General features: G+C 71.2%; 6 protein-coding genes and 2 tRNA genes. 2 read left to right on the top strand and 6 right to left on the bottom strand.

Annotated features, from left to right (window positions below; genetic code table 11):
- The 3 genes from ACFPFQ_RS23270 to leuC all read right to left on the bottom strand — a co-directional run.
- On the bottom strand, positions 1-349 hold a 349-nt coding region (locus ACFPFQ_RS23270; protein WP_379622237.1), incomplete at its 3' end, for an HU family DNA-binding protein.
- A 127-nt stretch (positions 350-476) separates the two neighbouring features.
- Positions 477-1070, bottom strand: coding sequence for a 3-isopropylmalate dehydratase small subunit (gene leuD, locus ACFPFQ_RS23265; protein ID WP_379622235.1), 594 nt, complete (start codon positions 1068-1070; stop codon positions 477-479).
- Complete coding sequence (gene leuC, locus ACFPFQ_RS23260; protein ID WP_379622233.1) at positions 1070-2482, bottom strand: 3-isopropylmalate dehydratase large subunit; 1413 nt, start codon at positions 2480-2482, stop codon at positions 1070-1072. The genes leuD and leuC overlap by 1 nt, the downstream gene beginning before the upstream one ends.
- 67 nt (positions 2483-2549) lie before the next feature.
- Between leuC and ACFPFQ_RS23255 the strand changes: the two genes are divergently transcribed.
- Together ACFPFQ_RS23255 and ACFPFQ_RS23250 are read left to right on the top strand one after the other, a co-directional pair.
- Positions 2550-3251 (top strand): IclR family transcriptional regulator, encoded by a 702-nt coding sequence (locus ACFPFQ_RS23255; protein WP_379622231.1) that lies wholly within the window; start codon positions 2550-2552, stop codon positions 3249-3251.
- 146 nt (positions 3252-3397) lie between these two features.
- Complete coding sequence (locus ACFPFQ_RS23250; RefSeq protein WP_379622229.1) at positions 3398-5239, top strand: Hsp70 family protein; 1842 nt, start codon at positions 3398-3400, stop codon at positions 5237-5239.
- Positions 5240-5360: 121 nt separating this feature from the next.
- Here ACFPFQ_RS23250 and ACFPFQ_RS23245 read toward each other — a convergent pair.
- From ACFPFQ_RS23245 to ACFPFQ_RS23235, 3 genes are all read right to left on the bottom strand, one after another.
- Positions 5361-5433, bottom strand: a tRNA-Glu gene (locus ACFPFQ_RS23245).
- Between the two features lie 46 nt (positions 5434-5479).
- Positions 5480-5551, bottom strand: a tRNA-Gln gene (locus ACFPFQ_RS23240).
- Between the two features lie 220 nt (positions 5552-5771).
- Positions 5772-7460 carry a glutamate--tRNA ligase gene (locus tag ACFPFQ_RS23235; protein WP_379622227.1) on the bottom strand — a complete coding sequence of 563 codons (1689 nt, stop codon included), beginning with the start codon at positions 7458-7460 and terminating at the stop codon, positions 5772-5774.
- Positions 7461-7543: the final 83 nt, after the last annotated feature.

Here is a 7543-nt window from a genome sequence, read left to right as displayed (position 1 = left end):
GGTCGGCAGCCCCGGCGGCGGGCGCGGCGGCGCGGGCGCGGCGTGCGGGCGTGGTGCGCGGCGCCGGAGTGCTGGACTCGCCGCTCACCGCGTTGCGGAAGCCGGTGCCGGGGCGGAAGGCGGGGATGGTGGTGGCGGCGACGTCGACGGTGTCACCGGTGCGCGGGTTGCGTGCGACGCGGGCCGCGCGGGCGCGGCTCTCGAACACGCCGAAGCCGGTGATGGAGACGGAGTCGCCGCCCTGCACGGTGCTGACGATGGTCTCGAGCAACCCGTCGACCGCTGATGCCGCGGTGCGCCGGTCGCCGAGGCGCTCCGCAAGCGCGTCCACGAGCTGTGTCTTGTTCATACCCATGACCGTAGGGCCTGTTCAGGGCCGCGCGCCACTAGGCGCGCTCGGTGGATCCGTTGTGGCACAACGGATCCACCGGACGGGTGCCGCCGGATCCGTTGCGCCGCAACGGATCCGGCGACCATCACACGGGTGTGGTGGTGGGCAGCCGCGCAGGTCGAGACGCCTCGAAGTCGGCAATGTCCCCGGCGTGGCGCAGCGTCAGATCGACGTCGTCGAGGCCCTCGAGCAGCCGCCAGCGGGCGTATTCGTCGATCTCGAACGGCACGGTGAGGTCGCCTGCCTGCACTGTCTTCTCGGTCAGGTCGACGGTGACCTCGGTGCCCGGCTCGTTCTCCAGCAGCTTCCACAGCAGCTCGACGTCGGGCTGGGCGACCTGGGCCGCGACCAGCCCGGCCTTGGCCGAGTTGCCGCGGAAGATGTCGGCGAAGCGCGACGAGATGACCACGCGGAAGCCGTAGTTCATCAGCGCCCAGACGGCGTGCTCGCGCGACGAGCCGGTGCCGAAGTCGGAGCCGGCCACCAGCACGGACCCGCGGTTGAACGGCTCCTGGTTGAGGATGAAGCTCTCGTCGTTGCGCCACGCCGAGAACAGCCCGTCCTCGAAGCCGGTGCGCGTGACGCGCTTGAGGTACACGGCCGGGATGATCTGGTCGGTGTCCACGTTGGACCGTCGCAGCGGCACGCCGATGCCGGTGTGAGTGGTGAAGGCATCCATCAGACCAGGTCCTCCGGCGAGCTCAGGGTGCCCCGGACCGCGGTGGCCGCGGCCACGAGCGGGGACACGAGGTGGGTGCGGCCGCCCTTGCCCTGGCGGCCCTCGAAGTTGCGGTTCGATGTGGACGCGCTGCGCTCGCCGGGAGCGAGCTGGTCGGGGTTCATGCCCAGGCACATCGAGCAGCCCGCGGAACGCCACTCGGCGCCCGCCGCGGTGAACACCTTGTCGAGCCCCTCGGCCTCGGCCTGGAAGCGCACGCGCATCGAGCCGGGCACCACCAGCATCCGCACGCCCTCGGCGACGCTGCGTCCACCGATGATCTCGGCGGCGGCCCGCAGGTCCTCGATGCGGCCGTTGGTGCAGGAGCCGACGAACACCGTGTCGACGTGGACGTCGCGCAGCGGCATGCCGGCCTCGAGGCCCATGTAGGCCAGCGCCTTCTCCGCGGAGACGCGCTCGCCCTCGTCGACGATCTGGGCCGGGTCGGGCACGTTGGCCGAGAGCGGCAGACCCTGGCCGGGGTTGGTGCCCCAGGTGACGAACGGTGTGAGGGCGTCGGCGTCGATGACGACCTCGGCGTCGAAGGTGGCGTCATCATCGGTGCGCAGCTCGCGCCAGGCCGCGACCGCCTCGGTCCACGCCGCGCCCGTCGGCGCGTGGTCGCGGCCGTCGAGGTAGGCGAACGTGGTCTCGTCCGGAGCGATCATGCCGGCCCGGGCGCCTGCCTCGATCGACATGTTGCAGATCGTCATGCGGGCTTCCATCGACAGGTTGTCGATGACGTTGCCGCGGTACTCGAGCACGTAGCCCTGGCCGCCGCCGGTGCCGATCTTCGCGATCATCGCGAGCACGACGTCCTTGCTCGTGACGCCGGGACGCAGGTACCCGTCGGCGCTGTTGACCGTGATGGCCATCGTCTTGAACCGCTTGAGCGGCAGCGTCTGGGTGGCGAGCACGTGCTCGACCTCGGAGGTGCCGATGCCGAACGCGAGCGCGCCGAACGCGCCGTGGGTGGAGGTGTGGCTGTCGCCACAGACCACCGTGGTGCCGGGCTGGGTGAGCCCGAGCTGGGGCCCCACGACGTGGACGATGCCCTGCTCGGCGTGGTTCATCGGGTAGAGCGGGACGCCGAACTCCGCGCAGTTGCGGCGCAGCGTCTCCACCTGCAGCCGCGAGACCTCGTCGGCGATCGGCGCGAGGACGTCGAGCGTCGGGACGTTGTGATCCTCGGTGGCGAGGGTGAGATCGGGCCGTCGCACCGGCCGGCCGGCGAGCCGGAGCCCGTCGAAGGCCTGCGGGCTCGTGACCTCGTGCACCAGGTGCAGGTCGATGTAGAGCAGGTCGGGCTCGGCGCCCTCTCCCCTGCGTACCAGGTGGCTGTCCCACACCTTTTCTGCCAGCGTGCGTCCCACGCCTACCGCCTCCTCAGACTGGACACCCGATTGGACTTCCCACATGTCGGGAAGATAGTATCGAGTTGTGAGACAGCATAGCGGCATCGGCGTGCTCGACAAGGCCGTGGGGGTGCTCCGGGCCGTCGCGGCCGAGCCCTGCGGGCTGGCGGAGCTGTGCGAGCGCACCGGCCTGCCGCGGGCCACCGCCCACCGGCTCGCCGTGGGGCTCGAGGTGCACGGGCTGCTGCACCGCAGCTCCGACGGCCGCTGGCGCCCCGGCCCCACCCTCGCCGAGCTCGCCGCGGGCGGGATCGACCCGCTGCTCGAGGCCGCGGGCGCCGTGCTGCCGCGATTGCGCGACATCACCGGAGAGAGCGTCCAACTCTACCGTCGCGACGGTATCCAGCGCGTCTGCGTGGCCACGGCCGAGCCCGCCAGCGGGCTGCGCGACACCGTTCCGGTCGGTTCCCGGCTGCCCATGACCGCGGGATCGGGCGCGAAGGTGCTCGCCGCCTGGGCCGAACCTGCCGTTCAGCGCACACTGCTGGCCGATGCCACCTTCGGCGAACGGGCCCTGCTCGACGTGCGCAGGCGCGGCTGGGCGCAGAGTGTGGCCGAGCGGGAGTCGGGCGTCGCCAGCGTCTCGGCACCCGTCCGCGACGGATCGGGCCAGGTCGTGGCCGCCGTGTCGGTGTCGGGGCCGGTCGATCGCATCGGTCGTCGGCCCGGCGTGCGATGGGCCGCCGACCTGCTGGCTGCCGCCGAAGCGCTCCAGCATCGCCTCTGATCACCTGATCGAGTCACTGATCGAACTCGGACAGTGATCGACACCGCCCCAATAGTCGTACCGCAACCCGGCTAACGTGACCTCCTACTCGCCCGATGGACTACACAGGGTCATTGGACGACAGAGAGTCATGGGGGCGAAGAAGGGTGACGAAGGGCTACCTGCTCGGCATCGACGTAGGCACCACCCGCACCGCCGCCGCAATCGGCCGGCCGGGCGTGCGTGCCAACGAGACCGAGGTGGTCAATCTGGGCGATCGGTCGAGTGCTGTGCCGTCCGTCCTCTACATCGGCGACGACGGCTCGGTGATCGTCGGCGAATCCGCCGAGCGGCGCGCGACGACCGACCCGGACCACGTCGTCCGCGAGTTCAAGCGCCGCATCGGCGACCCGACACCCGTTGTCGTGGCCGGTCGCGGCTGGGCACCGGAGGAACTGTCGGCACGGCTGGCCCGCTGGGTGGTGGACCGCACCGGGCAGCGCGAGGGGGGCCCCGCTACCCGGGTCGCGGTCACGCACCCGGCCTCGTGGGGCAAGCACAAGCTGGACCTGCTGGGCAACGCGCTCGCTCACCAGGGCGTGCCGGTGTCGTTCCTGGCCGAGCCGCAGGCCGCTGCGCTGCACTACGCGTCGGCCGAGCGCGTGGAGCCGGGCTCCACGATCGCCGTCTACGACTTCGGCGGCGGCACGTTCGACGCCGCCATCGTGCACAAGGACGCGAGCGGCGGGTTCAGCCTCATGGGCCGCCCGGAGGGCATCGAGCGGCTCGGCGGCGTCGATTTCGACGAGGTCGTGTTCGAGCACGTCATCGCCGGCATGCCGGAGGCGTTCCAGGAGCTCGACGAGAACGACCCCGCGGTCCTGTCCGCCGTGGCCGCGGTGCGCCGGGAGTGCACCGAGGCCAAGGAGGCGCTCTCGAGCGACACCGAGGTCTCGATCCCGGTGATGCTCCCCGGTGCCCGCGGTTCGGTACGGCTGCACCGCAGCGAGTTCGAGGCGATGATCCGGCCCAAGGTGGAGGAGACGGTCGCCGCGTTGCGGCGCGCCGTCGCGTCCGCTGGGCTCACCCCCGAACAGCTCTCGACGGTGCTGCTCGTCGGCGGTTCGTCGCGGATCCCGCTGGTCGGCCAGCTCGTCTCCGAGCAGCTCGGCCGCCCGGTCGCGGTCGACGCCGACCCGAAGAACGCCATCGCCAAGGGCGCTGCGCTCTCGCTGATGCCGCAGGTGGCACTCGCGGATCCGCAGGTGCCGAGCCCCCGGGTCGGTGGTCCGACACGGGCGCCGATGGGAGCTGTGGGTGCCGCCGGGATGGGCGCTGCCGCGCTCGGCTCGGCAACGGGGAGCGCGCCGGCCGCGCTGCGTCCGACGGGTCCGCTGCCCGGTCGCGTCAATTCCACCGGTGCCTACGCGGGTGCACCGCCCGCGCAGCGGGTGGCCGCGTCCGGCGCCATGCCGGCCCGGATGCCCCCGCCGCCGGCCCCGCCCCGGCAGCCACCGCCGTCGGCGTTCCCCGAGCGCCCCGGCCTCGAGTACGACCAGGCGGCGGAGGGCGAGTTCGGCAGGCGCAACACCAGCAGGAGCCCGGCGCTGCTGGTGAGCATCGGAGGCGCGGCTGCCGCCATCGCGGTGATCGCCGCCGTGTTCTGGTGGCCGACGAACGCCGCGACGACGCCCACCGGCTCGGAGTCACCCGCTCCCAGCCTCGTGGAACCGTCGACCACGACGGATGTGCCGACCACCGAGCCGACCAGCTCGGCCGACGTGCCCCCCACTCAGGACCGCCAGCCGACCAAGCCGCCGGTCCGGAACCCGCCGCCGGTTCCGGTGCCCGTGCCGACCACGACACCGGCTCCTGCCACGACCAACCCACCGGTGACGACGAACCCGCCGGCCACCACGAATCCGCCCCCCACTTCCAAGCCGCCCGTCACCACGACGCCGCCAACGGGCGTGCCCACCAGCAAGGCGCCGCCCCTGCTCGGCGGCTGATCGAGAGCAACCGAGGCCCCGCCCGTCACCCGAGGTGACGTGCGGGGCCTCGCTCGTTGTACTGCCCGAACCCGGACATACGAAAAATCCCGCTCCGGAAACCGGAACGGGATTCTCGTTGTAGCCCCGACGGGATTTGAACCCGCGCTACCGCCTTGAGAGGGCGGCGTCCTAGGCCGCTAGACGACGGGGCCGTGGTGACGCTGATTATCGTATCAAACTGTCTTGCTGCGCCTACCGCTGGGGTACCAGGACTCGAACCTAGAACAACTGAACCAGAATCAGCCGTGTTGCCAATTACACCATACCCCAAAGAATCACGTGCGTTCGCGGCTCCCAACCGGGGAACCGCCGCCCGTGTCCTGCGCTCAGTAGTCTAGCCGAGGCCGCCGAGCGGTTCCAAACCGGGCCCGGACCACAGCCATGAGCTGGGGAAACTCCCGCCGACAAGCGCCGCTGCACACCGTTTCCGCACGTCGGGCGCCATGCGGAGTGCGGAAACGGGGTGCGTGGTTGCGCTGTGGTGCTGCTCTCACGCCTCGACGGCGAGGGCCCTGATCCGGCGCCGGACCTCGTCCGATCCGAGCGCGCGGGTAATGGCGTGCATGTCGGGACTGCGGGTGGATCCGGTGAGCGCGAGGCGCAGCAACTGGGAGGCCTCCCGGATGGATCCCGGGTACGCCTCGGGGTTCTTCTTGAACTCCTTGGGATTGGGCGCGAACCCGTTCTTGGCGCTGATCTCGCGGATCTGGTCGAACCATTCGCTCGGGTCGTCGAGATGCTGATAGGTGTCGGCGAGGTCGCGGGCGACCGCCGAGACCACCGCGGGGTCCAGCGGCAGGTTGGCGGTGACGCGCTCGTCGCCGGGGCCCGCCAGCGGCGTGAAGAGCCGGGGGAAGAAGAACCCGTAGGCGTCGCGGAAGTCCGACCACTTGCGCAGGTCCTTGCGCGGGTTGGGCACCCCCTCGCGCTCCACGGCCAGCGCGCGCAGTGCGAGTTCCGGCTCCGCGTCGAGTACCCCGACGATCTCGGGATCGAAGGTGGTGGCCCAGGTGCGTACGGCGTCGACGATCTGCTCGCCCGTGAGCGTGGCGATGTGGTTGGCGCTGATGTCCTCGAGCTTGACCAGGTCGACGAGCGGGCCGGCGACGCCGCACTGGTCGAGCCGGATCGGTGCGGCGAGCGCCTCGTCCAGCGGCACCTCGGCCAGTCGTCCGTTGGCCAGGCCACGCAGGTAGTAGAGGACGGCGGCCGCGGGGTAGCCGGCCTTGATGTAGAAGTCGACGCCCGCCTCGGGGTCCTTGCGCTTGGAGAGCTTGCGCTTGCCGCCGGGGATCTGCTTCATCAGCGGTGCGATGTGCGCGTACGGCACGGGCTCGTGCCCGAGCGCCTCGAACAACTGCAGGTGCAGCGGTACCGAGGAGATCCACTCCTCGGCACGGATCACCAGCGTCGTGCGCATCAGGTGGTCGTCCACGGCGTGCGCGAAGTGGTAGGTGGGCAGCCGCGGTGACTGGTCGGAGGACTTGAGGATGACCGTGTCGTTGCGGTTGGCCTCGTGCTCCAGCTCGCCGCGGATCACGTCGGTGAACCGGACCCGCGCGTTGGCGGTGAGGTCGGGCGCCCGGAACCGGACCACGTAGGGGGCGCCGGCCGACAGCTTCTCCGCGACCGCCTCCGCGGTGGCGTTGCGCCAGATCGCCCAGTTGCCGTAGTAGCCCGTGGGCAACTTGCGCGCCTGCTGGCGGGCGGAGATGTCGGCGAGCTCCTCCTTCGTCGCGAAGCAGAGGTAGGCCCGCCCGTCCCGCAGCAGCTCGCGAACGTAGCTGAGGTAGATCGACTCGCGCTCGGACTGGAAGTAGGGCCCGTAGTCGCCGCGCTCGCCGTCGCCGCGGCCGCCCTCGTCGGGGGCGATGTCGAAGTACTCGGCGGCACGGTCGAACTGGGCGATCGCGCCGTCGACCTCGCGGGACTGGTCGGTGTCCTCGACCCGCACGATGTACGCGCCGCCGGAGTGCGTGGCGACATCGCGATCGATCATCGACACGTAGATGCCGCCGATGTGCACGAACCCGGTGGGCGACGGCCCGAAGCGGGTGATCTGCGCGCCGTCGGGGAGCGTCCGTGGCGGGTAGCGCTGCTCCCAGTGCGAGGTTTCGGGAAGGTCGGCGGGGAACAGCGAATCGATGACTCCGCGGTCCAGGACGGGGCGCTCCAGCATGAGGTGGTCGGTCTCGCTTCCGGGCCGGGGCCCGATCAGGGTGAGGGCGTCGGTGCTGGTGACGACGGTACCAACGGGGGACT

This window comes from Pseudonocardia sp. GCM10023141, from assembly GCF_042653605.1.
Note: the sequence above shows the minus strand (reverse complement) of the source record. Positions and strands in the feature narration are given on the sequence as shown.